The sequence below is a fragment of the Streptomyces sp. NPDC127595 genome, assembly GCF_042671685.1.
Lineage (GTDB): Bacteria > Actinomycetota > Actinomycetes > Streptomycetales > Streptomycetaceae > Streptomyces.
The window spans coordinates 190218-213938 of the sequence record NZ_JBHXWK010000010.1; the positions used below are offsets into that span (position 1 = coordinate 190218).

Here is a 23721-nt window from a genome sequence, read left to right on the forward strand (position 1 = left end):
GTACGGTCCGCAACCACTCACGATACGTGCCGGAGGCAACTCGCAAAGTGGGGATGCGACATCTCAGGGTGCCCGCCCATGGCCGAACGTCACATCACCGAGCGGTACGTCACGACTTCGGCTGGAACGTCTCGGTCAGACTCTTCCACGTGTCCTCACGCAGATCGCTGTCCCAGTCGGCCGCCTTCGCCGTATACATCAACGCGTATCCCTGTTGCGGGCTGACGACGAACCCGCGGTCGATCGACCGGTACTTCGTGCCGCCGTCCTCGTAGGTGAACTCCCAGTCGGCCGTGTTCCAGCCGCGGTAGTCCACCGCCTCTATTCGCACCCGCTTGTACTGCGACCGCGTCATGCTCTGCTCTTGGTTCTCCCAGTCCGCCACCGGGTCGTCCTTGGGCGTGGTCGTCCAGCCGATCAGGAGCTTCTGCCCGTCGGGACCGGTGAACCGGGCCCCCGCCGCGTCCGTGGAGGTGTACTTCCACCCCTCCGGCAGGACGATCGAGAACCCTTGACTGCCCTTGTACGTCGTTCCGCCCGCGGAGTCCGAGCCCGAGTCCGACTCCGACTCCGACGCCTCGTCGTCACTGCCCGTCCCGCTCGACGCACCGGCCTCGGCACTCGCCGTGCTGCCGGAGGTCGCCTCTCCGGCCGAACCCGTGGCCGGGTCGTCCGCCCCGTCACCGCTGTCCGTGTGAGTGCCGCTGCTCTCCTCGCTGCCACTTCCGGCGGTCGCCCCGCTGGACGCGGACTTGGTGCCACCGCTCTTGGAGTCGTTCGAGCTGTCGTCACCCCCGTTGAGCGTGAGGGCCAGCACGGTCCCGATCAACGCCAGTGCAATGACCACCGCGATGATCACCAGCGTCCGACGCGGCACCACATCGGTCAACGGCGCCCGAGGCACCGGCCGCGGGGGCCTCTCGGGAGCCACCGGCCAGCCAGAGGGCTTGCCCGCGGCGGGCGTGGAAGCAGCGGGCGTATCAGCCGACACCGACGCGGAAACCGAAGTAACGGCAGCAGTACCGGCCTTCCTCGGCGCAGGCGCGGAAGGAGTGGAAGGAGCCGAAGGAGACACAGACGAAGGCGCGGACGCAGGCTTGACTACACCAGCACCAGCACCAGCACCAGCACCAGCACCAGCACGCGCGGCTGCCCCCGCACCGCCCGCCGAACCGCCCGTCGAACCAGAAGCCCCCGCACCCCCGGACTTGGCCCGCGCCGTCGCCGCCGCGCCGGCCGCAGCCGTGGCTGCCCCGGCCGCCGTGGCAACCTGCCGTACGGAACGCATCGCCCCGCGCAAGCGCTCCCCGGCCTCCTCACCCCGCTTGGCCCCGGACCCGCCCGAGCCCGAAGAACCCGAACTCCCCCTGCCCAGCCTTTCGTCGGGCACCGGCGGCAACGCCACGACCTTCGTCGCGTCCACCGGCTCCGGCACAACCGCCCTGGGCTCGGGCGCATGCAGCACCTCGGTGAGCATCGCCCGCGCGCCCTCGACATCGAGCCGCTGCTCGGGGTCCTTGGCGAGCAGTCCGTAAATCACGTTCTCCAGCGGGCCCGCGTTCTTCGGCTGCTCCACCGGCTCGGTCATCACCGCGGTGAGCGTCGCGATCGCGGAACCCTTGTCGTACGGCGGCGCGCCCTCCACCGACGCGTACAGCAGACCGCCCAGCGACCACAGGTCGGCGGCAGGCCCGGGCTTGTGACCACGCGCCCGCTCCGGCGAGATGTACGAGGGCGCGCCGACGAGCATGCCGGTCGAGGTGATGGACGGGTCACCCTCGACCTGCGCGATCCCGAAGTCGGTCAGGACGACCCGGCCGTCCTCGGAGATCAGCACGTTCGACGGCTTCACGTCCCGGTGCAGGATGCCTTCCCGGTGCGCCGAACGCAGCACATCGAGAATCGCCAGCCCGACCTCGGCGGCCCGCGTCGGCGTGAGCACGCCGTCCTCGCGGATGACCTCGGCGAGCGACTTGCCCTCGACGAGCTCCATCACGATCCACGGCCGGTTGTCCTCGTCGACCACGTCGAAGACCGTCACCGCGCCGTTGTTACGGATCCGCGCGATCGCCTTGGCCTCACGCAGGGTGCGCGTGATCAGCCGCCGCTTCTCGTCCTCGTCGATGCTCGACGGGAACCGCAGCTCCTTGACGGCGACCGTACGGCCCAGGGTCTCGTCCTCGGCCCGCCAGACCGTGCCCATGCCACCACGGCCGAGTACATCCCCCAGCCGGTACCGCCCGGCGAGGAGACGTTCGCTCCTGTCCTGACGGGATGCTCCCGCCCGCTCCGCCTCCGACATGCGTCCCCTCAAGCAACCCGCCCTGACAGAGCCTTCATTGTCCCTCACCCGACAAGTGACCGACGCCGTGGGGCCCCTCAAGAGGGGACCGCCCGACGTCCCGTGCTCCGCGGTCCCGCATGATGGCCCCCAACAAGGAAGGACCGCCGATGCCGCCCCGCCGGACACCTCGGACACTCCTGGCGATACCCGCGGTACTGGCGTTCCTCGGCCTGGCCCCGACCGTCTTGCCCACCCCGACCCCAACCAGCGCACAAGCCCCGGCATCCGCGCCCTCGCCCGGCCCGCGAACCCTCAAGTCGGCACCGTCAACCGCCCCCCAAACCCCCACGCCCCCAGTCGGCCCGCAGACCCCCAAGTCCACACCCCCAACCGGCTCCCGCCCCCTCACGCCCCCAGCACCAGCCAAACCGCAAGCCCCCGCCGCCCCGGTCGCCCCGGTCGCCGCGGTCACCCCGGCCACAGCCGCCGCGCTAACCCTCCTCGTCGCCCAGGGCAAGGCCCCCGCAGCAGCCCTGCTGGCTCAGGACGATTCCGGCACACGCTTCGCCGACGCCGGTGACGGAATCGACCGCTCCGACCACTTCCGCGCGGGCAGCATCACCAAGACGTTCATAGCGACCGTGGTCCTGCAACTCGCCGCCGAACACCGGCTGTCTCTGTCGGACACCGTGGACGCCCACCTCCCTGGCCTGGTGAGCGGCGCGGGCAACGACGGCAGCCGCCTGACCCTGCGCGCCCTGCTCACCCACACCAGCGGCCTGTACGACTTCACCGCCGACACCTTGGGCACGGTCCCCGTCACCCCACGTCAGGCCATACGCATCGCGCTCACCCACCCCCCGGCCGCCCCCGGCCACTACGCCTACTCGAACACCAACTACGTCCTGCTCGGCATGGTCATCGAGCAGGTCACCGGCAACTCGTACGCCACCGAGACCGAGCGCCGCATCCTCACCCCTCTCCGCCTGACCGGCACCTCCTTCCCGGGTGCCCGAACCTCTCTCCCCTCACCGCACGGCCGCGCGTACGCCGCCGACGGCTCCGACGTCACCGAACTCGACCCGCGCGTGGCCGGCGCGGCGGGCGAGCTGGTCACCACGCTCGCCGACCTGGACCGCTTCTACGGAGCCCTCCTCGCCGGCGAGCTGCTCCCGCCCGGCCAACTGCGGGAGATGCTCGACACCCGCGCCGCACATGGCTCGTACGGCATGGGCCTCTACCCGGTGAAGCTGCCGTGCGGCACCACGGTGTGGGGACACAACGGCCGTATCTCCGGCAGCTACGTGCGCACCGCAGCCACCGTCGACGGTCGTCATGTCCTCACCTTCCGGGTGAACACGGACGGGATCGCAGACCCTGACCTTGAACCGGCCCTGCTCGCCGCCGAGTTCTGCCCCCGCACCGAGTAGAACGGACACGTTCCGAGCAAAGATCCCAGCTCACGACACTCGTTCGAGTGACATCGACGGGAGCCCACCGGGAGCGGAAGTACACCGGGTGCGGAAGCCCACCGGGAGCAGAGGTCCACCGGGAGCGGGAGCCCACCAGGAGCGGAAGTCCACCGGGAACAATCACCCGCGGCCAGGAGCCCTCGGTCAGAGCGGCACGATGTCCGGCGCCCCCAGCCGCGCCGCGTCCGCCGTCAGGTCGTCCGGCTGCCGCTGCGACTCCCGCTCGGCCTCGACCCGCTTCTCGTAGTGCTCCACTTCCCGTTCGATCTGGTCCTTGTCCCAGCCGAGCACCGGCGCCATGAGCTCCGCGGCCTCCCGCGCACTGCGCGTTCCCCGGTCGAAGGTCTCGATCGAGATGCGGGTGCGCCGGGTGAGCACGTCGTCCAGGTGCCGGGCGCCCTCGTGCGAGGCGGCGTAGACGATCTCGGCCCGCAGATAGTCCTCAGCGGCCCCCAGGGGCTCACCGAGTGAGGCATTGCCGGCGATGAGGTCGAGCAGTTCCTCGGCGAGCACGCCGTACCGGTTCAACAGGTGCTCCACGCGCACCACATGGAGTCCCGTGCGCGCCGCGATCCGCGCTCGCGCGTTCCACATCGCCCGGTAGCCCTCGGCGCCGAGCAGCGGAACGTCCTCCGTGACGCACTCGGCGACCCGCTGGTCGAGACCGTGCACCGCCTCGTCCACCGCGTCCTTGGCCATCACCCGGTACGTCGTGTACTTGCCGCCCGCCACGACCACGAGCCCCGGCACCGGATGCGCCACCGTGTGCTCGCGCGACAGCTTGCTGGTGGCATCCGACTCACCGGCGAGCAGCGGCCGCAGCCCCGCGTACACGCCCTGGACGTCGTCGCGGGTGAGCGGCACCGAGAGCACCGAGTTCACATGCTCCAGCAGATAGTCGATGTCCGCGCTGGACGCCGCCGGGTGGGCCTTGTCGAGGTCCCAGTCGGTGTCGGTGGTGCCGATGATCCAGTGGCGCCCCCACGGGATCACGAAGAGCACCGACTTCTCGGTGCGCAGGATCAGCCCCGACGTCGAGTTGATCCGGTCCTTCGGTACGACCAGATGGATACCCTTGGACGCCCGTACATGGAACTGCCCCCGCTCCCCCACCATCGCCTGGGTGTCGTCGGTCCACACACCCGTGGCGTTCACCACCTGCTTGGCGCGGACCTCGTACTCCCCGCCCCCTTCGACATCCTGCACCTTGGCACCGACAACGCGTTCGCCCTCACGCAGGAAGCCGGTCACGCGCGCGCGGTTGGCGACCTTCGCGCCGTACGCCGCAGCGGTGCGCACCAGGGTCGCCACATAGCGGGCGTCGTCCATCTGCGCGTCGTAGTACTGCAGGGCGCCGACCAGCGCGTCCTTCTTCAAGGCGGGTGCGACGCGCAGGGCGTGGCGGCGGGTCAGATGGCGGTGTCGGGGCAGCCCCCGGCCGTGTCCACGGGCCATCGACATGGCGTCGTAGAGGGCGACACCCGAGCCCGCGTACAGCCGCTCCCAGCCCTTGTGCTGGAGCGGGTAGAGGAACGGAACGGGTTTCACGAGGTGCGGCGCGAGCCGTTCGAGCAGCAGCCCGCGTTCCTTCAGAGCCTCGCGCACCAGTGCGAAGTCGAGCATCTCCAGATAGCGCAGCCCGCCGTGGATGAGCTTGCTGGACCTGCTCGACGTGCCCGACGCCCAGTCCCGCGCCTCGACCAGACCTGTGGACAGGCCGCGCGTCACGGCGTCCAGCGCGGTGCCCGCACCGACCACTCCCGCGCCCACGACCAGCACATCCAGCTCACGCTCGGCCATTGCCGCCAGTGACTCGGCGCGCTCCGCCGGCCCCAGTGTCGCTGTCCTCACCGCTGCCTCCCGCTCTTGGTGGCGTCGGCCTCACCCGACAGGCGGGCCCGTGCTCACATCCCCCATGCCCAAAGTCTGACCTTCTTCCCCTCCTTCGGCCACCAGTCATCTGCAGCCTGTGGACAACACTCGGCGAATCTTGATCGCACAATCCCGCATAACGGTCATATTTACTCCTAGTCTGACATTGCGCTCGCCCGTCCTGTCCACAGGGCTTGCGCACCTGTCCTGCTTCGGCTACTGGGAAGGACGGCCCACTCCATGCCCGCAGATCTCGCCGTCATCGGACTCGGTCATCTCGGCCTGCCCCTGGCCCAGGCGGCCGTGGCGGCCGGCATCCCCACACTCGGCTACAAAACCGGCCCCGAAGGCGGCTCCCTCAGCCCCGCCGAGCTGCGCCGGATGCTCTCGGGGGGCTTCAGGCCGGCCACCGACCCCGCAGAGCTCGGCCGCGTCCGCACCGCCGTCATCTGCGCCCCGACCTCACGCGGCGCGGACGGCGCACTGGACCTGAGCCAGCTGGAGGCGGCCGCCCGCACCCTGGCCGCACAGCTCCGCCCGCACACCACGGTGATCCTCGAATCGCCCGTGCGCCCCGGCACCACCGAGGAATTCCTCCGCCCGCTCCTCGAAGAAGGCTCCGGACTGCGCGCGGGACGCGACTTCCACCTCGCCTATTCGCCCAGTCGGGTCGACCCCGGCAACCGCGACTTCGGCCCCGCCAACACCCCGAAGGTCATCGGCGGCCTGACACCCGCCTGCACCGAGTCGGCCGCCGCCTTCTACGGACGCCTCACCGACAAGGTGGTACGCGCGCGTGGACCACGCGAAGCGGAAACCGTGCAGCTCCTCGAGACGAACTTCCGGCACGTCAACATCGCCCTCGTCAACGAGATGGCCGTGCTCTGCCACGACCTGGGCGTCGACCTGTGGGACGTCATCCGCTGCGCCGAGACCAAGCCCTTCGGCTTCCAGGCGTTCCGGCCGGGCCCCGGAGTCGGCGGCCACGGAATCGCCCAGGACCTGACGGGCCAATCCGGACGCACCCTACGGATGGTCGAACTCGCCCAGCAGGTCAACAACCACATGCCCCAGTACGTCATCCAGCGCGCCGCCACCCTCCTCAACGAGCACGGCAAATCGGCCCGCGCCGCACGCGTACTCCTCCTCGGCGTCACCTACAAGGCGGACCTCGCCGACCAACAAGGCACCCCCGCCCACGAGATCGCGCTGCGCCTGATGGAACTCGGCGCGTCCGTCAGCTACCACGACCCGCTCGTCCCGGCGTGGCGCGTCCTCGGCCGCCCCGTCCCGCGCGCCGACTCCCTCTACGAGGCCGCTGCCGACGCCGACCTCACGATCCTGCTCCAGCAGCACCGCACGTACGACCTCCAAGGACTGTCCGTGAAGGCCCAACTCCTCCTGGACACAAGGGGAGCGACCCCGACCGGGGCGGCCCACCGACTCTGACCCCCGCAAATACCTCTCCCGTATGTCAGTGGTGACTGCTAGTGTCCGGGGCCGTTGTCGCACACGAGTGCGCCCACGTCCCACGCACACCAGTGCGCCCACCATTCACACCAATTCGGGGGATCTCCATCATGAGCCAGCCCACGCCGCCTTCCCAGCCGACCGAGGGCAACCCGTACGCCGCCGCCCAGCAGCCCGTCGCCGGCAATCCGTACGCCGGCCAGCAGCCCACGGACGGCAACCCGTTCGCGGGCCAGCAGCAGCCCGCAGGTGGCAACCCGTTCGCCGACCAGCAGCCCGGCTTCGTCCCGCCGGCAGCGCCCGCGCCGCGCCAGGGCAACGTCGCCCTGGGCATCGTGGCGGCAGTCGTCGCGGCCCTGGTCACCGCGGGCATCTACGGCGCAATCATCGGCGCCTCGGGGTACGAGATCGGCTACGCCGCGGTCGGCGTCGGCTTCGTCATAGGCCTCGCCGCGGGCAAGATCGGCGGCAGCAACCCCGTACTGCCGGTCGTGAGCGCCGTCCTCTCCCTGGGCGCCGTCTACATGGGCCAGCTCATCGGGTTCGCGATGATCGGAGCCGATGAGTCCGGTATCTCCGCGACCACGCTCCTCACCGACCACTTCGACCTGGTGAGCGCGGCCTGGAAGGAAACGGCCGACGTCATGACCTACGTGTTCTTCGCGATCGGCGCCTTCGCGGCCTTCTCGGGAACCAAGAAGGCGGCCGCGTAACCCGGTTAACGCACGACGAAGGGCCCGCATCACCCCCAGGTGACCGGGCCCCTTCACGTCGTACGAACCGCCGTACCAGCTCCCGTACGACCTACCGCTTGTGCTGCGAATCCGCCACCGTGACCTCGACCCGCTGGAACTCCTTGAGCTCGCTGTAGCCGGTGGTGGCCATCGCCCGACGCAGCGCGCCGAAGAAGTTCATGGAGCCGTCCGGAATGTGTGAGGGACCGGCGAGGATCTCCTCGATGGTGCCCACGGTGCCGAGGTCGACCTTCTTGCCGCGCGGCAGCTCCTCGTTGACGGCCTCCATGCCCCAGTGATGGCCTTTGCCCGGCGCGTCGGTGGCGCGGGCCAGCGGGGAGCCCATCATCACGGAGTCGGCGCCGCAGGCGATGGCCTTGGAAAGGTCGCCGGACCAGCCGACACCACCGTCGGCGATGACGTGCACGTACCGGCCGCCGGACTCGTCCATGTAGTCGCGACGAGCCGCAGCGACGTCCGCAACCGCGGTGGCCATGGGGACCTGGATGCCCAGTACGTTGCGCGTGGTGTGCGCGGCGCCGCCACCGAAGCCGACGAGGACACCGGCCGCGCCTGTGCGCATCAGGTGCAGGGCCGCGGTGTACGTGGCACAGCCGCCGACGATCACGGGGACGTCGAGCTCGTAGATGAACTGCTTGAGGTTCAGCGGCTCGGCCGCACCGGAGACGTGCTCCGCCGACACCGTCGTACCGCGGATGACGAAGATGTCCACACCCGCGTCCACGACAGCCTTGGAGAACTGCGCCGTGCGCTGCGGGGACAGGGCCGCGGCGGTGACGACCCCGGAGTCGCGCACCTCCTTGATGCGCTGCCCGATCAGCTCCTCCTTGATGGGAGCGGCGTAGATCTCCTGGAGGCGACGGGTCGCGGTGTCCGAGTCCAGCTCCGCGATCTCGTCGAGCAGCGGCTGCGGGTCCTCGTACCGCGTCCACAGCCCTTCGAGGTTGAGCACGCCCAGACCGCCCAGCTCACCGATGCGGATCGCGGTGGCCGGGGAGACGACCGAGTCCATCGGGGCGGCCAGGAAGGGCAGCTCGAAGCGGTAGGCGTCGATCTGCCAGGCGATCGAGACCTCCTTCGGGTCCCGGGTACGGCGGCTCGGGACGACGGCGATGTCGTCGAAGGCGTACGCCCGGCGGCCGCGCTTGCCGCGCCCGATCTCGATCTCAGTCACGTTGTGGCCTTTCCCTCTTCGCTTCTGCGTCTCCCAGTATCGCCGACGCCCACGACAAGGGCGGCCCCGGGAACCCCCGGGACCGCCCTCAAGCCGTACGGCTGCTGCTGACGACTACTGGTTGCGGCTGTAGTTCGGCGCCTCGACCGTCATCTGGATGTCGTGCGGGTGGCTCTCCTTGAGGCCCGCCGAGGTGATTCGGACGAAGCGGCCCTTGGTCTCCATCTCGTCGATGGAGGCGGCGCCCACGTACCCCATGGTCTGGCGCAGACCGCCGACGAGCTGGTGCAGTACGTTGCCCAGCGGGCCGCGGTAGGGCACCTGGCCCTCGATGCCTTCGGGGACGAGCTTGTCGTCGGAGGCGACGTCGGCCTGGAAGTAGCGGTCCTTCGAGTACGACCGGCCCTGGCCCCGGGACTGCATGGCGCCGAGGGAGCCCATTCCGCGGTACGACTTGAACTGCTTGCCGTTGATGAAGAGCAGCTCGCCGGGCGACTCCTCGCAGCCCGCGAGGAGGCTGCCGAGCATCACGGTGTCGGCGCCGGCGGCGAGGGCCTTGCCGATGTCGCCGGAGTACTGGAGGCCGCCGTCGCCGATCACCGGGACACCGGCGGCGCGCGCCGCGAGGGCGGCTTCGTAGATGGCGGTGACCTGGGGGACGCCGATGCCGGCGACCACCCGGGTGGTACAGATCGAGCCGGGGCCCACGCCCACCTTGACGCCGTCGACACCGGCGTCGATCAGGGCCTGGGCGCCGTCACGGGTGGCTACGTTGCCGCCGATCACGTCGACGCCGACGCTCGACTTGATCTTCGCCATCCAGTTGAGGGCGTTGCTGTTGTGTCCGTGCGAGGTGTCGACGATCAGGAAGTCCACACCGGCCTCGGCCAGCGCCTGGGCCCGCTCCAGCGCCTCGGGGCTGGCGCCGACGGCCGCACCGACCAGCAGGCGGCCCTCGGCGTCCTTCGCGGCGTTCGGGTACTTCTCGGCCTTCACGAAGTCCTTGACCGTGATGAGGCCCTTGAGGACACCCGCGTCGTCGACGAGCGGAAGCTTCTCGATCTTGTGGCGGCGCAGCAGCTGCATAGCGTCGTTGCCCGAGATGCCGACCTTGCCGGTAACGAGCGGCATCGGCGTCATGACCTCGCGCACCTGGCGCGAGCGGTCGGTCTCGAAGGCCATGTCGCGGTTGGTGACGATGCCGAGCAGCTTGCCGTTGCCGTCGGTGACGGGGACGCCGCTGATGCGGAACTTGGCGCACAGCGCGTCGGCCTCACCCAGCGTCGCGTCCGGGTGCACCGTGATCGGGTCGGTGACCATGCCGGACTCGGAGCGCTTCACGAGGTCGACCTGGTTGACCTGGTCCTCGATGGAGAGGTTCCGGTGCAGCACGCCCACGCCGCCCTGCCGTGCCATGGCGATCGCCATGCGCGACTCGGTCACCTTGTCCATCGCCGCCGAGAGCAGCGGGATGTTCACACGTACGTTGCGCGAGATACGGGACGAGGTGTCGACCGCGTTGGGCAGCACTTCCGAAGCGCCCGGCAGCAACAGCACGTCGTCGTAGGTCAGCCCGAGTGTCGCGAATTTAGCGGGCACTCCGTCGACGTTGGCAGTCATGACACCTTCCCCAAATGGCCTTGATCGGTGCGGATGTCCATGCTAACGGGAAGCAAGGGTCTCTCATTCCATGGCCTGTGTCGGCCGGGGGCTTCGTACTTTCGTACGGGACTGGAGGCATCGCCGTTCATCCGGCGCCGGAAGCCCGGTCCTGGGCCCCGAGCACCCACCCCGGCCCCAGTCCCAGCCCCAAGCCCGGCCTCGGCGGACCCCGGCTCGCTCGACGCAGGGCCGTCCCCCGCTGTCGCGGTGGGAGAAGAACCCCACCATCCCCGCTGGGCTGTGCCCGGCACCGCCGGACACCGCCGCCCAGCTCCTCGCCGCCGCGGCGGAAAAAGAATCGCCGGCCCGGCGAACGAAACCCGGAATCCCGCGCCCCCGCCCGGGCTGTGCCCGGCACCGCCGGACACCACCGTCCAGCTCCTCGCCGCCGCGGCGGAAAAAGAATCGCCGGCCCGGCGCAGGAAACCCGGAAACCCACCGCCCCGCCCAGGACGCACATGGCGCAGCCGGACACCGCCGTCCTGCTCCCTGCCATACGGCGGAAAGAATCGCCGTCCCGGCGGAGAACCCCAGGAACCCGGCCCCCGAACAAAGGCCCGAACTACTGCTCCGCCAACGCCCGCAACCGGCTCAACGCCCGGTGTTGAGCCACCCGCACCGCTCCGGGTGACATTCCCAACATCTGGCCGGTCTCCTCGGCCGTGAGGCCCACCGCGATCCGCAACAGGAGGAGCTCGCGTTGGTTGTCGGGGAGGTTGGCGAGGAGTTTCTTGGCCCATTCGGCGTCGCTGCTGAGCAGGGCGCGCTCTTCGGGGCCGAGGGAGTCGTCGGGCCGCTCGGGCATCTCGTCCGAGGGGACGGCGGTGGACCCGGGGTGCCGCATCGCCGCACGCTGCAGGTCGGCGACCTTGTGCCCGGCGATGGCGAAGACGAACGCTTCGAAGGGGCGCCCCGTGTCCTTGTAGCGCGGCAGCGCGAGAAGCACCGCGACGCAGACTTCCTGCGCCAGGTCCTCCACGAAGTGCCGCGCGTCACCGGGAAGCCGGGACAGCCGCGTACGGCAGTAGCGCAGTGCGAGAGGGTGAACATGGGCCAGCAGATCGTGCGTTGCCTGCTCGTCGCCGTCGACCGCGCGATGGACGAGCGCACCGATCACCGTCGTCTCGTCGTCGCGCATCGGTCCATGGTGCCTCGGTGTCGTTCGATCCGTGGCACCGCGTCCATAGTTGTGCACCGAAGCGTTATGAGCAGGTGCGCCGGAACTCATCTCCTGCGCCCTCCCCTTCCGCTCGACCGAATCGTCCCCAAGGAACTCCACACCTCAAGGATGCGGCATCCGCCGGGAAACGGGGATCGGGCATCGAAGAGGCTCTCTCCGAGGGCCCGGCCCCGCCCGCCGCAAGACGGGCAGGGACTACTGCCGTTGTACCCCCACGGCGGCTCACTTAGCGAACCAGGCCCCACCGGAAGCCGAGCGCCACGGCGTGCGCACGGTCCGAGGCACCGAGCTTCTTGAAGAGCCGCCTGGCGTGCGTCTTCACCGTGTCCTCGGAGAGGAACAGCTCACGGCCGATCTCCGCGTTGGAGCGGCCGTGGCTCATGCCCTCCAGGACCTGGATCTCCCGCGCGGTGAGCGTGGGCGCGGCGCCCATCTCGGCCGACCGCAGTCTGCGCGGGGCGAGCCGCCAGGTGGGGTCGGCGAGCGCCTGGGTCACCGTCGCGCGCAGTTCGGCACGCGAGGCGTCCTTGTGCAGATAGCCGCGGGCACCGGCGGCGACGGCGAGCGCCACGCCGTCCAGGTCCTCGGCAACGGTGAGCATGATGATGCGCGCACCGGGGTCGGCGGACAACAGCCGCCGAACAGTCTCGACGCCGCCCAGACCGGGCATGCGTACGTCCATCAGAATCAGGTCCGAACGGTCGGCACCCCAGCGGCGGAGTACTTCCTCGCCGTTGGCCGCCGTCGTGACACGCTCGACGCCGGGCACGGTCGCCACCGCACGGCGTAGCGCCTCTCGGGCAAGCGGGGAGTCGTCGCAGACGAGGACGGATGTCATGGCCGTCCTCCGCAGCTGATGCGCGTCACCTTGAGCCTCCAGGCTGGTACGAATCGTCACCGATGCGGTCGACACTCGCCGACGGAAACTGCCGTCTGCCCGAGCGCTTGTTCCTTCGACCGCCTCGGCAATCTCAACGATGGTCACTCGAAAGAGTTACGGGGCAGCCGCTCGTCTTCGGCACTGTACGTGAGGGTGCGGACACGGTGCAGACATGCGCGGCGGACCCACAACCTTTCATCACAACCCATGCCCCATTTAGCCCGATTTCTTCCCTTTTGCTGGTGTCTGTGGCTAGATTCGCAATGAGTCATATTTTCATCTCCTTAGATCGTAGATGTACGGTCGGTGGGCACATAGCAGCCCAGAACGGCAACAAGGGGACACGCAATGGCAGATTTCTCCCGCCTTCCCGGTCCGAACGCGGACCTCTGGGACTGGCAGCTCCTCGCGGCTTGCCGCGGGGTCGACAGCTCGCTCTTCTTCCACCCGGAGGGCGAGCGCGGTGCGGCACGGAGCGCTCGCGAGAACTCGGCCAAAGAGGTCTGCATGCGATGCCCGGTACGCGCGGAGTGCGCGGCACACGCGCTGGCGGTGCGCGAACCGTACGGCGTGTGGGGCGGGCTGACCGAGGACGAGCGCGAAGAGCTCATGGGACGGGCACGCAACCGGCTGGTCTCGGCGTCGGCCACTGGAAGCAGTCCTCCTTCGAACAACTGAAGGAACGTTTCTGCCGACCGGGCACGCGCACGCGTGCCCCCACTTTTCCGATCCCGCGCTCGACTACCGGCGCCCGACTACCGGCGCTCGACTACCGGCGCTCGACTTGCCCGCGCCCGACCGCCCGAACCCCTCTGTGCCCCGCGCCGGGTGCTACCGGGGTGCTACCGCCGCGCGGCTCGCGCCAGCCGGTCCAGCGTCGCCGCCACCGCGGGCACCTGGGCGAGATCCGGCAGCGTGAGCGCGACGATCTCCCGCCGCAACGGGGGCTCGACCGTCACCGTGCGCGCGCCCTTGGGCCGTACGGACTCGATGGCGAGCTCCGGAAGAACCGCGACCCCGAGACCGGCGCCCACCAGGCCGACCACGGCCGGGTAGTCGTCGGTGGCGAAGTCGATACGGGGTTCGAAGCCCGCGCCGCGGCAGACCTCGACCAACTGTCGGCGGCAGCGCGGGCAGCCCGCGATCCAGGGGTCCCCGGCGAGTTCGCCGATCGCGACCGACCCGGATCCGGCGAGGGGGTGGTTCTCGGGAACCAGCCCGACGAGACGGTCGAGCAGCAGGGGTCGTACGACCAGGTCGTCCCACTCCTCGACCTCCTCGACGCCCGTCACCCCCTCGTACCGGAACGCGAGTGCGATGTCGCAGTCGCCGTCGCGGAGCATCTCGACGGAGCGCGGTGGTTCGGCCTCCTCCAACGAGACCCGGGTGCCGGGGTGCGCGGCGCGCAGGGCGGCGAGGGCCGTGGGGACGAGTGTGGAACTGCCGCTGGGAAAGGAGACGAGCCGGACGCGGCCCGCGCGCAGGCCCGCGATGGCGGCGACCTCCTCCTCGGCGGCCGTCAGACCCGCGATGATGCCGGCCGCGTGCCGGACGAGCGCGTCGCCCGCCTGCGTCAGACGCATCTCGCGCCCCGTCCGGATGAGCAGCGGTGTGCCGACGGACGCTTCGAGTGCCTTCATCTGCTGGCTGACGGCGGGCTGGGTGCAGCCCAGTTCACGTCCTGCCGCCGAGAAGGAGCCGGTGGCGGCGACGGCGCGCAGGACACGGAGATGACGGGCCTCGATCACATTTTTAGCATAAGGGTTTCTTGGGTGCAGAAGCGAATATTGCGTCGCAGCTTTGGCCCTCCATCGCCTAGCGTGGTCGCCATGAAGCTGCTGTCGCTGAATGTGGGCCGGGCGAAGGCCGTCGCGTACACGAGCCAGCCCGAGGGGCTGACCGGCATCGACAAACAGCCGGTGCCTGGGCCGGTGCGGGTCGCGTCGCCCGGGCCCAAGGGGATCGGCGGGAGCGGCCTCGTCGGCGACGCGGTGTGCCACAAGCGGCACCACGGCGGGGAGCACCAGGCCGTGTACGCGGTCGCGCGCGAGGATCTCGACGACTGGGAGCGCGAGCTGGGCCGGACGCTGGCCGCCGGCTCCTTCGGCGAGAACCTCACGACGCTGGGAGTCGACGTGTCCGGGGCACGGATCGGCGAGCGCTGGCGCATCGGGCCCGAGGTGGTCCTCGAGGTCACCTGCGGGCGCATCCCCTGCCGGACCTTCCAGGAACACCTCGGTGAGAAGGGCTGGATGAAGCGCTTCACCCAGAAGGCGGCGCCCGGCGCGTACCTGCGGGTCGTCGAGCCCGGCGAGATCCGCTCCGGTGACCCGATCGAGATCGTGCACAGGCCGGACCACGACGTCACGGTCGCCCTCCAGTTCCGTGCGGTCACCACCGCACGGGAGCTGCTGCCGCGACTGCTGGACGCGGGCGACTCGCTGCATCCGGAGTCGCGCGAGATCGCCGAGAACTACGTGGCGACGCTCGGCGCCTGAGGACCTGTCCGGGCAGCGGATACGCGGACGGTCACACACCCTGCGGGCAAGTCGTGCGGCGCGCGCGGGTGTTGGGCGCCGGGCGCCGGACCACAGTCCAGGTCATTAACCTTGCGCCATGACAACGGCTCTGATTACTGGATCGACCGCGGGTATCGGCGCCGCCTTCGCGCGGCGTCTGGCGGCTGACGGGCACAACCTCGTGCTGGTGGCGCGTGACACCAAGCGGCTGGGCGAGCAGGCGACCGAGCTGCACGACCGGCACGGCATCGAGGCGGAGGTGCTGACCGCGGATCTGGCGACGGACGACGGCATCGAGGCGGTCGCCAAGCGGCTGAGCGACCGCAGGAACCCGGTCGATCTGCTGGTCAACAACGCCGGTTTCGGCAACAAGGGCCGCTATCTCGAAGTGTCGATGGCCGACGAGCTGACGATGCTCAAGGTGCACTGCGAGGCGGTGCTGCGGCTGACCTCGGCGGCGACCGAGGCGATGCGGGAGCGCGGCCGGGGCGGGGTCGTCAACGTCTCGTCGGTGGCCGCCTTCGTGCCCCGGGGGACGTACGGGGCGTCCAAGGCCTGGGTCGTGCAGTTCACGCAGGGCGCGGCGAGCGACCTGGCCGGCAGCGGTGTACGGCTGATGGCGCTGTGCCCCGGATTCGTGCGCACGGAGTTCCACCAGCGCGCCGGCGTGAGCACGGACAACATCCCCAACTGGATGTGGCTGGACGCCGACAAGCTGGTCGCCGCGGCGCTCACGGATCTGTCCCGCGGCAAGACCCTGTCGATTCCCGACCCGCGCTACAAGGCGCTGATGGGCCTGGTGAAGGTGACACCGCAGGCGTTGCTGGGCGGGGTCACGTCCAAGACCGGGCGGAAGTACGGGCCGCAGTAGGCCAGAGGCGGTGGCGCCGCCGTCCCAGTGGGACGATGGAGGTATCAACCGGACCCAGGGGGGCCGGGAGGCGGCGTCATGACATTTGTGCAGCTCATCGACTGCAAGACCAGTCGATTCGACGAGATGAACCGGCTCATGGACACATGGGTCGAGCAGACCAAGGGCAAGCGGACCGCGACGCACAGCGTCGTCGGCAAGGACCGGTCCGACGCCAGGCACTTCATCGAGATCGTGGAGTTCCCGTCGTACGAGGAAGCGATGGCGAACTCGAATCTTCCCGAGACGGACAAGATCTTCCGGGAGATGGTGGCGCTCTGCGACGAGATGCCGACGTTCACGGATCTCGATGTGGTGCGCGACGAGTGGCTCTACAAGGCCAGCGTCCGCAATTTCTACGGGCTGGCCGCCGGCAAGGGCAGGTTGCCCTCGTGGGACGAGGTCATCGCGGAGAACTACCACGACCACGATCCGTCCAACGAGCAGGACGTGATCGGCCTGGACGCGGTGCGCCGCGAGGTGGAGATGTGGCGGTCCGGCTTCGACTTCACGTTCACCATCGAGGACCAGCTCGCCGACGGCGACCGGGTCTGTACGCGCTGGACCTGGAACGGCACCCACACGGGCGACTTCATGGGAATCCCGGCCAGCGGCAAGCAGGTCACCATGACCGGCACGACCATCCACCGGTGCACCGATGACGGCAGGATCGCCGAGGGCTGGTGGCAGTACGACAGGCTGGGGCTGATGGCGCAGCTCGGGGCGCTGGATTCGCTGGAGCAGTAGCCGTAGCCGTAGCCGTAGCCGGCAGTGCACGGGAAAGGCCCCCGTTCCCGGCGGGAACGAGGGCTTTCTCGGAAGCTGGTGCCTCAGTGGCTGGTGCCTCAGTGCGAGTGGCCGTGACCGTGGCCGTGGCCCGCGTCGCCCTCTTCCTCGGCCGGCTTCTCGACGACCAGGGTCTCGGTCGTGAGGAGCAGGGAGGCGATGGAGGCGGCGTTCTCCAGGGCGGAGCGCGTGACCTTGACCGGGTCGATGACGCCGGCCTTCACCAGGTCGCCGTACTCGCCGGTGGCGGCGTTGAAGCCCTGGCCCTTGTCGAGCTCGGCGACCTTGGAGGTGATGACGTAACCCTCCAGGCCGGCGTTCTCGGCGATCCAGCGCAGCGGCTCGACGGCGGCCTTGCGGACGACCGCGACACCCGTGGCCTCGTCGCCGGTCTTGCCGAGGTTGCCCTCAAGGACCTTGACGGCGTGGACGAGCGCGGAGCCGCCACCGGAGACGATGCCCTCCTCGACCGCGGCGCGGGTCGCGGAGATGGCGTCCTCCAGACGGTGCTTCTTCTCCTTGAGCTCCACCTCGGTGGCGGCGCCGACCTTGATCACGCACACGCCGCCGGCCAGCTTCGCGAGGCGCTCCTGGAGCTTCTCGCGGTCCCAGTCGGAGTCGGTGTTCTCGATCTCGGCCTTGATCTGGTTGACGCGGCCGACGACCTCGGAGGAGTCGCCGCCACCGTCGACGACGGTCGTGTCGTCCTTGGTGACCGTGACACGGCGGGCGGTGCCCAGCACGTCCAGGCCGATCTGGTCGAGCTTGAGGCCGACCTCCTCGGCGACGACCTGACCGCCGGTGAGGGTGGCGAGGTCGCCCAGCATGGCCTTGCGGCGGTCACCGAAGCCCGGAGCCTTCACCGCGACGGCGTTGAAGGTGCCGCGGATCTTGTTCACGACCAGGGTCGACAGGGCCTCGCCCTCGACGTCCTCGGCGATGATCAGCAGCGGCTTCGAGGCGTTGGCCTGGATGACCTTCTCCAGCAGCGGCAGGAGGTCCTGGATGGAGGAGATCTTGCCCTGGTGGATGAGGATGTACGGGTCCTCGAGGACGGCCTCCATGCGCTCCTGGTCCGTCACGAAGTACGGCGACAGGTAGCCCTTGTCGAAAGCCATGCCCTCGGTGAAGTCCAGCTCCAGACCGAAGGTGTTGGACTCCTCGACGGTGATGACACCGTCCTTGCCGACCTTGTCCATCGCCTCGGCGATGAGCTCGCCGACCTGGCTGTCCTGGGCGGACAGACCGGCGACGGCCGCGATGTCGGCCTTGTCCTCGATCGGACGGGCGGTCGCGAGGAGCTCCTCGGACACAGCCTTGACGGCGGCGTCGATGCCCTTCTTGAGGAGGGCGGGGGACGCGCCGGCGGCGACGTTCTTGAGGCCCTCGCGGACGAGTGCCTGGGCGAGCACGGTGGCGGTGGTCGTACCGTCACCCGCGATGTCGTTGGTCTTGGTCGCCACCTCCTTCACCAGCTGGGCACCGAGGTTCTCGTACGGGTCGTCGAGCTCGACCTCGCGCGCGATGGTGACGCCGTCGTTGGTGATGGTGGGAGCGCCGAACTTCTTGTCGATGACGACGTTGCGGCCCTTGGGGCCGATCGTCACCTTGACCGTGTCGGCAAGCTTGTTGACGCCGCGCTCGAGGGCGCGACGGGCGTCCTCGTCGAACTTCAGGATCTTCGCCATGGGAGCGATTCAGCCCTCTCGAAACTCTGGAAAATCTGGGGAGAACGAACGGCGCCCCCGACGCCCGGCTACTTGTGGTCGCGGGGGGCCAGGGGCGCAGTTCACTGCAGAACCGGTTGGGTACCGGGGTGAATTACTTCTCGATGATCGCGAGCACGTCGCGAGCCGAGAGGACGAGGTACTCCTCGCCGTTGTACTTCACCTCGGTGCCGCCGTACTTGCTGTACAGCACGATGTCGCCGACGGCGACGTCGAGCGGAAGACGGTTACCGTCCTCGAAACGGCCCGGGCCCACGGCAAGGACGACGCCCTCCTGGGGCTTCTCCTTCGCGGTGTCCGGGATGACCAGGCCAGAGGCCGTGGTCTGCTCGGCTTCGAGCGGCTGGACCACAATGCGGTCCTCGAGCGGCTTGATGGCAACCTTGGAGCTGGTGGTCGTCACGATCCGACCTCCCCCTTCGGAGATCTCACGGGGTTAACTGTCTGAGGTGGCGACCAGGTGGACCCGTCGTCGCGGGAGCCGGATCTACCTGTCGTCATTGGCACTCTCCAGGGGGGAGTGCCAGACCCGAGACTATGACCGCGATTAGCACTCGGTCAAGCGGAGTGCCAACGCGGCGCCCATGAGCCCGTGAAATCGGGGGCGTGCGAAGTGTCAGAGGTAGTCCTCAAGCCGGGCCGCCGTGAACCCCTCCGCCTGCACCCGGCGCAGCAGGGCGAGCGTCCCCTCCGTGAGATTCGGGGAGTCGAAGCCGGACAGGATGTCGCCGGTCCGCAGCGGGCCGTCGCCGGTGTCCCGCCCCCGTACGACGGCCGCGATCCCGCAGTCCGCGGCGGCGCGCAGTGTGGTGGTGTCGTACGTCCCGTACGGGGGCCGCAGGAAGCGGGGGCGGATGCCGAAGCGCTGCTTGAGCTTGTCCTGCTGGCCGCAGATCTCGGCGCGCTGGCCGGCGTACGGCAGGCCGCGCAGGGAGGGGTGGTCGAGGGTGTGGTTCTGCACGGTCGCGCCGACCGCGCGCAGCCGCGCGAAGTGCCCGTACCCCGGCCCGACCACGCTGTCCGTGAGGAACATGCTGACCGGCAGCCGCAGTTCACGGACCATGTCCACGAACCGCGGATCCCGCTCGGCACCGTCGTCGTACGTCAGGAAGACCACCTTGTCGCGGGTGGGCACGCGGTCCACGACCGGCGCGAGGCCCGGGCCCGCGGCGGGAGCGGTGGCCCGGGCGGACGGTTTCGGCGCGGGGGCGAGCGGCGCGGACAGGCCCCAGCGGCGGTACGTCGCCAGGGTGGGCCCCTGCGAGCGCGCCTTGCTCACCTCGTGCGCCGCCTTCTTTCCCAGCCGTTCGATCGGGTCGACGGCCTGGGCGCAGCCGGACAGCAGCACGGAGGCGAGCAGCCCGGCGACGAGCCCGCGGGGCCGGAGTCTCACAAGTAGTCCTCGAGGCGGGCCACCGCGTACCCCTTGTCGGTCACCATCTTCATGAAGCGGCGGACCATGTCGGGCATCGTGCCCTTCCAGTCCTCCTTGCCGCGGAAGTGGGTGAGGACGATGTCGCCGGGGTGCAGATCGCGGTCCCACTCGCGGTAGTCCCAGTGGTCGACGAAGATCTCCTCGTTCCACAGCGGGGCGGCCTTGATGCCGCAGGACTTGGCGGCGCGCAGGGTGTCCTCGTTGTAGTTGCCGTACGGCGGCCGGAAGAGCGTCGGGCGCTTGCCGAACTGCTTCTTCATCACGTCCTGCATGCCGCAGATCTCGCGCTTCTGCTGCGCGTAGGAAAGTCCGGGCAGGTAGGGGTGATGGAGGGTGTGGTTGTTGAGTACGACGCCACGGTCGCGCATCTTGCGGAAGTACCCGTAGTCCTCCTTGACCAGGTAGTCGCTGAGGAAGGCGGTGTACGGGATCTTCAGGTCGCTCATCATCCGCAGGAAGGCGGGGTCCTTCTCGGCGCCGTCGTCGATGGTGAGGAAGACGACCTTGTGCTTGGTGGGGATGGTGGTGAAGACGGGCGGCAGATCCTCCCCGTCCTCGACCTCGAAGCCGTCGCGGAACTCGATGACCGGCTTCTTGGCCGGGGGCGCGGGCGCGGTCAGCGGCGTCTTGGCCAGGCCCCAGCGCTTGGCCGCGGCAGCTCTTGCGGCCTGCGCGACACGGAGCTTGGCGGCGGCGTCGAGGGCGGGCGGCGCCGGCGCCGGTTTCACGGACTTGGGGTCGGCGCCCGAGGTGCAGCCGGACACGAGGGCAGCCAGGGCGAGAGCGGCGATGCCGGTGCGGGCGGCCGTCAATTTCATCCCGTTTTTGTAATTTTGTCTTACTGATCGCATGGCGCCGGATCCTCGCAGGCCACAGCCGCCACGAGGGCACGACACCGCGGCCGGACGCGCACCGTCCACCGACTGGCCCACAATGGCCCGGTGAACGACCTCGATCCGCCGTCCCCCCTCGCCTCTTTCGCCACCCTGCTCACACCCGAGGGCCGCGCCCTGCTCGACGAGGTGCGCGGCACCGATCCGGCGCAGGAACTGGCCGTCGCCACCCGGCTGCGCCGCGAACACCCCGCCGCGCTGGTCTCGGCGGCCCTCGGGCAGGCACGGCTGCGGCAGCGGGCGGCGGCGAAGTTCGGGGCCGCGGACGCCGAGCGGATGTTCTTCACCCCCAACGGCGTCGAGCAGTCGACCCGTACGACCGTCGCGACGCACCGCGCGCAGCGCCTGCGCGCCCTCGGTGTGCGCTCGGTCGCCGACCTCTGCTCCGGCATCGGCGGTGACGCGATCGCGCTCGCCCGCGCCGGGATCCGGGTCCTCGCCGTCGACCGGGACCCGCTGACGGTGGCGGTGGCGCGCGCGAACGCCGACGCGCTCGGCCTTGCGGACCTGATCGAGGTGCGCGAGGCGGATGTCACGGAGGTGGACGTGTCGGCGTACGAGGCCGTCTTCGTGGACCCCGGGCGCCGGGGCGGCCGCGGCCGGATCTTCGACCCGGAGGCCTACTCACCGCCCCTGTCCTGGGCGGTCGGCACCGCCTCGAAGGCACCCCTCGCCGCTCTGAAGATCGCTCCCGGTATCCCGCACGAGGCGATTCCCGCCGAGGCGGAGGCCGAGTGGATCTCGGACGGCGGCGACGTGAAGGAGGCGGTGCTCTGGTTCGGCACCGAGCCGGGGCTTGTGCGGGCCACGCTGCTGCCGGGTCCGCGCGAGGTGCGGGGGCGCGGGCTGCCGGATCCGGCGGTGCGGCCGGTCGGGCGGTATCTGTACGAGCCCGACGGCGCCGTCATCCGCGCCCATCTGGTCGCGGAGGTGGCCGAGGAGCTGAACGGCGGGCTGGTCGACGAGACGATCGCGTACATCACGGCGGACGAGGCGCGGGCGACCCCGTACGCCGCCGGGTACGAGATCACCGACCAACTCCCCTTCGGCGTGAAGAAGTTGAAGGCGCTGCTGAGGGAGCGGGGGGTGGGGGTGCTGACGGTGAAGAAGCGCGGGTCGGCCGTCGAGCCGGAGGAGCTGCGGCGCAAGGTGCTGCCGAAGGCGCAGGGTCCGCATTCGGCGACGGTGTTCCTGACCCGGGTGGCGGGGGCGCCGACGATGCTGGTGGGGCAGCCGCTGGGGCTCTGACCGTCGCCGTCTCAGGGTTGCGGCGGGCCCCAAGGCGGCGAGGCCGGACCGTCAGGACTGCGCCGGTCCCGAGATGGCGAGACCGGGCCGTCAGGACCGCGGCAGGCCCAGTTCACGCACCCGCGCCCGCAGCAGCTCCCTCTCCTGTTCGTTGCGGGTCAGCGTGATCGCCCGTTCGAACTCCGCTCGCGCCTCCGCCGTACGCCCGAGCCGGGCAAGCAGATCCCCGCGGACGCTGGGCAGCAAGTGGTAGTCGCGGAGGGCGGGTTCGGCGGTGAGGGCGTCGATGATGTCCAGCGCGGGCGCCGGGCCGTCCACCATCGAGACGGCGACCGCGCGGTTCAACTCCACCACGGGGGACGGGGATCGGGCGGTCAAGAGGCCGTACAGGGCGGCGATCTGCCCCCAGTCCGTGTCCTCGTACGCGTACGCCTGGGCGTGGGACGCGGCGATGGCGGCCTGGAGGGCGTAGGGGCCGGGGCCCGTGGTGGTGACGGCGTTCGCGCGGCCCAGGGCGGCGAAGCCTCGGCGGATCAGCATGCGGTTCCAGCGGCGGCGGTTCTGGTCCTTGAGCAGCACAGGCTCGCCCGACGGGCCGATGCGAGCGGTCGCCCGGGACGTCTGAAGCTCCAACAGCGCCGCCAGCCCGTGCACTTCGGGTTCCTTGGGCATCAACTCGGCCAGTACGCGGGCCAGTCGCAGGGCATCCTCGCACAGGGCGGGGCGCAGCCAGTCCTCGCCCGCGGTGGCCGCGTACCCCTCGTTGAAGATCAGGTAGATGACCTCCAGGACGGACCCGAGGCGCGCCTCGCGCTCCGGGCCGTACGGCACCTCGAAGGCGACGCCCTTCGTCGCCAGTTTCCGTTTGGCCCGCACGATGCGCTGGGCGATCGTCGGCTCCGGGACGAGGAAGGCGCGGGCGATCTCGGGGGTGGTCAGACCGCCGAGCAGCCGCAGGGTGAGCGCGATACGGGCCTCTGCGGAGAGGACCGGGTGGCAGGTGGTGAAGACGAGCCTCAGCAGGTCGTCGTCGATGTCGTCCGGGTCGGCGGGCTCCTCGAAGGGCGTGGTCGTGTCCAGGTCACGCCCGATCTCCGCCAGCTTGGAGGCGTACCGTTCCCGGCGGCGTACGAGATCGATCGCGCGGTGCTTGGCCGTGGCCGTGAGCCAGGCACCGGGGTTGTCCGGCACCCCGTCCCGCGGCCACTGCTCCAGCGCCGCGACCAGCGCGTCCTGCGCCAGCTCCTCGGCGATGCCGACGTCGCGGACGATGCGGGTGACGCCGGCGATGACGCGCGGGGACTCGATCCGGAAGATCGTCTCCACGGTTGCCACGGCGTCGGAGGCGGTGCCAGAGGGGGCGGCGGCTGCCTGGGCGGAGGTGCTGGAGGGCTGCTGTTCCACAGCCCCCCATCAGACACCCACGACGGCCGTGAGCCAAGGAACCGCATCAG

At 70.0% G+C, this 23721-nt stretch carries 20 protein-coding genes; 8 read left to right on the top strand and 12 right to left on the bottom strand.

The genetic code is table 11. The features are described from left to right. Window positions 1-109: 109 nt before the first annotated feature. On the bottom strand, window positions 110-2302 hold the full coding sequence (locus ACFVKT_RS29300) for a protein kinase (protein WP_385737036.1): 2193 nt from the start codon (window positions 2300-2302) through the stop codon (window positions 110-112). Between the two features lie 149 nt (window positions 2303-2451). On the opposite strand from ACFVKT_RS29300, the gene ACFVKT_RS29305 reads away from it, so the two are divergent. Beyond that, window positions 2452-3714 carry a serine hydrolase domain-containing protein gene (locus tag ACFVKT_RS29305; protein ID WP_385737039.1) on the top strand — a complete coding sequence of 421 codons (1263 nt, stop codon included), beginning with the start codon at window positions 2452-2454 and terminating at the stop codon, window positions 3712-3714. Window positions 3715-3900: 186 nt separating this feature from the next. On the opposite strand, the gene ACFVKT_RS29310 is transcribed toward ACFVKT_RS29305, so the two are convergent. Then, window positions 3901-5607, bottom strand: coding sequence for a glycerol-3-phosphate dehydrogenase/oxidase (locus ACFVKT_RS29310; RefSeq protein ID WP_385737041.1), 1707 nt, complete (start codon window positions 5605-5607; stop codon window positions 3901-3903). A gap of 261 nt (window positions 5608-5868) precedes the next feature. On the opposite strand from ACFVKT_RS29310, the gene ACFVKT_RS29315 reads away from it, so the two are divergent. Together ACFVKT_RS29315 and ACFVKT_RS29320 are read left to right on the top strand one after the other, a co-directional pair. Next, window positions 5869-7077: a nucleotide sugar dehydrogenase gene (locus ACFVKT_RS29315; protein ID WP_385737044.1), complete on the top strand. Its 1209-nt coding sequence runs from the start codon at window positions 5869-5871 to the stop codon at window positions 7075-7077. A 131-nt stretch (window positions 7078-7208) separates the two neighbouring features. Further along, complete coding sequence (locus ACFVKT_RS29320) at window positions 7209-7811, top strand: hypothetical protein (RefSeq protein WP_385737047.1); 603 nt, start codon at window positions 7209-7211, stop codon at window positions 7809-7811. 91 nt (window positions 7812-7902) lie between these two features. Here ACFVKT_RS29320 and ACFVKT_RS29325 read toward each other — a convergent pair whose 3' ends face one another. From ACFVKT_RS29325 to ACFVKT_RS29340, 4 genes are all read right to left on the bottom strand, one after another. After that, window positions 7903-9027, bottom strand: coding sequence for a GuaB3 family IMP dehydrogenase-related protein (locus ACFVKT_RS29325; RefSeq protein WP_384380563.1), 1125 nt, complete (start codon window positions 9025-9027; stop codon window positions 7903-7905). Window positions 9028-9141: 114 nt separating this feature from the next. Further along, a complete protein-coding gene (gene guaB / locus ACFVKT_RS29330) occupies window positions 9142-10647 on the bottom strand; it encodes an IMP dehydrogenase (protein WP_385737050.1) in 1506 nt (501 codons plus the stop codon). Window positions 10648-11251: 604 nt separating this feature from the next. After that, window positions 11252-11827: a sigma-70 family RNA polymerase sigma factor gene (locus ACFVKT_RS29335; RefSeq protein WP_266455832.1), complete on the bottom strand. Its 576-nt coding sequence runs from the start codon at window positions 11825-11827 to the stop codon at window positions 11252-11254. 268 nt (window positions 11828-12095) lie between these two features. Next, the gene (locus tag ACFVKT_RS29340) at window positions 12096-12707 is read right to left on the bottom strand and encodes a response regulator transcription factor (protein WP_003948568.1); all 612 of its coding nucleotides are present in this window, start codon (window positions 12705-12707) and stop codon (window positions 12096-12098) included. Between the two features lie 390 nt (window positions 12708-13097). Between ACFVKT_RS29340 and ACFVKT_RS29345 the strand changes: the two genes are divergently transcribed. Beyond that, window positions 13098-13427, top strand: a complete 330-nt coding sequence (locus tag ACFVKT_RS29345) for a WhiB family transcriptional regulator (RefSeq protein ID WP_365436969.1) — start codon at window positions 13098-13100, stop codon at window positions 13425-13427. Window positions 13428-13591: 164 nt separating this feature from the next. Here the strand turns inward: ACFVKT_RS29345 and ACFVKT_RS29350 are convergent, their stop codons facing one another. After that, a complete protein-coding gene (locus ACFVKT_RS29350; protein ID WP_385737054.1) occupies window positions 13592-14497 on the bottom strand; it encodes a LysR family transcriptional regulator in 906 nt (301 codons plus the stop codon). Window positions 14498-14578: 81 nt separating this feature from the next. Between ACFVKT_RS29350 and ACFVKT_RS29355 the strand changes: the two genes are divergently transcribed. The 3 genes from ACFVKT_RS29355 to ACFVKT_RS29365 all read left to right on the top strand — a co-directional run bounded on the left by ACFVKT_RS29355 (window position 14579) and on the right by ACFVKT_RS29365 (window position 16925). Beyond that, window positions 14579-15247: an MOSC domain-containing protein gene (locus ACFVKT_RS29355; RefSeq protein WP_385737057.1), complete on the top strand. Its 669-nt coding sequence runs from the start codon at window positions 14579-14581 to the stop codon at window positions 15245-15247. 118 nt (window positions 15248-15365) lie between these two features. Further along, window positions 15366-16139 (top strand): SDR family NAD(P)-dependent oxidoreductase, encoded by a 774-nt coding sequence (locus tag ACFVKT_RS29360; protein ID WP_385737060.1) that lies wholly within the window; start codon window positions 15366-15368, stop codon window positions 16137-16139. Window positions 16140-16217: 78 nt separating this feature from the next. After that, on the top strand, window positions 16218-16925 hold the full coding sequence (locus ACFVKT_RS29365; RefSeq protein WP_385737063.1) for an ester cyclase: 708 nt from the start codon (window positions 16218-16220) through the stop codon (window positions 16923-16925). Between the two features lie 98 nt (window positions 16926-17023). Here ACFVKT_RS29365 and groL read toward each other — a convergent pair whose 3' ends face one another. The 4 genes from groL to ACFVKT_RS29385 form a co-directional block, all read right to left on the bottom strand. After that, entirely contained in the window at window positions 17024-18652 is a 1629-nt protein-coding gene (gene groL / locus ACFVKT_RS29370; RefSeq protein WP_385737066.1) for a chaperonin GroEL, read from the bottom strand. A 133-nt stretch (window positions 18653-18785) separates the two neighbouring features. Continuing rightward, entirely contained in the window at window positions 18786-19094 is a 309-nt protein-coding gene (gene groES / locus ACFVKT_RS29375; protein WP_266455850.1) for a co-chaperone GroES, read from the bottom strand. A 213-nt stretch (window positions 19095-19307) separates the two neighbouring features. Further along, the gene (locus ACFVKT_RS29380) at window positions 19308-20084 is read right to left on the bottom strand and encodes a polysaccharide deacetylase family protein (protein ID WP_385737069.1); all 777 of its coding nucleotides are present in this window, start codon (window positions 20082-20084) and stop codon (window positions 19308-19310) included. Next, on the bottom strand, window positions 20081-20944 hold the full coding sequence (locus ACFVKT_RS29385) for a polysaccharide deacetylase family protein (protein ID WP_385737072.1): 864 nt from the start codon (window positions 20942-20944) through the stop codon (window positions 20081-20083). Before ACFVKT_RS29385 ends, ACFVKT_RS29380 begins: the two co-directional genes overlap by 4 nt. Window positions 20945-21067: 123 nt before the next feature. Here ACFVKT_RS29385 and ACFVKT_RS29390 point away from each other — a divergent pair, with 123 nt between their 5' ends. Further along, window positions 21068-22267, top strand: a complete 1200-nt coding sequence (locus ACFVKT_RS29390; protein ID WP_385737075.1) for an SAM-dependent methyltransferase — start codon at window positions 21068-21070, stop codon at window positions 22265-22267. 90 nt (window positions 22268-22357) lie between these two features. Here the strand turns inward: ACFVKT_RS29390 and ACFVKT_RS29395 are convergent, their stop codons facing one another. Beyond that, complete coding sequence (locus ACFVKT_RS29395) at window positions 22358-23671, bottom strand: RNA polymerase sigma factor (RefSeq protein WP_385737078.1); 1314 nt, start codon at window positions 23669-23671, stop codon at window positions 22358-22360. Window positions 23672-23721 lie beyond the last annotated feature (50 nt).